At 48.7% G+C, this 433-nt stretch carries 3 tRNA genes; all 3 read left to right on the forward strand.

The features are described from left to right. Window positions 1-16: 16 nt before the first annotated feature. The 3 genes from PZE06_RS26330 (at window position 17) to PZE06_RS26340 (ending at window position 383) form a co-directional block, all read left to right on the forward strand. Window positions 17-102 (forward strand) — tRNA-Leu (locus PZE06_RS26330). Between the two features lie 38 nt (window positions 103-140). Then, window positions 141-217 (forward strand) — tRNA-Arg (locus PZE06_RS26335). An 89-nt stretch (window positions 218-306) separates the two neighbouring features. Continuing rightward, window positions 307-383: transfer RNA gene (locus tag PZE06_RS26340), tRNA-Pro, on the forward strand. Window positions 384-433 lie beyond the last annotated feature (50 nt).

Consider the following 433-nt stretch of genomic DNA (forward strand, 5'->3'; position numbering starts at 1 on the left):
TCCGCTCCATTTATTAGCCGGGGTGGCGGAACTGGCAGACGCACAGGACTTAAAATCCTGCGGTAGGTGACTACCGTACCGGTTCGATTCCGGTCCTCGGCATTAAAGTATTTTTGCAGTAGTGAAAATGACTGTATATTGCGCCCGTAGCTCAATTGGATAGAGCGTTTGACTACGGATCAAAAGGTTAGGGGTTCGACTCCTCTCGGGCGCGCCATTATAAAATTAGTAATCGGAAGCCAGTTGAAAGATAGATATTTAAAAACGAATCTCGTTTGATCTATTATTGGACCTCTGATATCAAATCGGGAAGTAGCTCAGCTTGGTAGAGCACTTGGTTTGGGACCAAGGGGTCGCAGGTTCGAATCCTGTCTTCCCGACCACTATACTAATGGGGCCTTAGCTCAGCTGGGAGAGCGCCTGCCTTGCACGC

Origin of the sequence: Robertmurraya sp. DFI.2.37 (genome assembly GCF_029211245.1) — a bacterium.
Classification (GTDB): Bacteria; Bacillota; Bacilli; order Bacillales; family Cytobacillaceae; genus Robertmurraya; species Robertmurraya methanolica_A.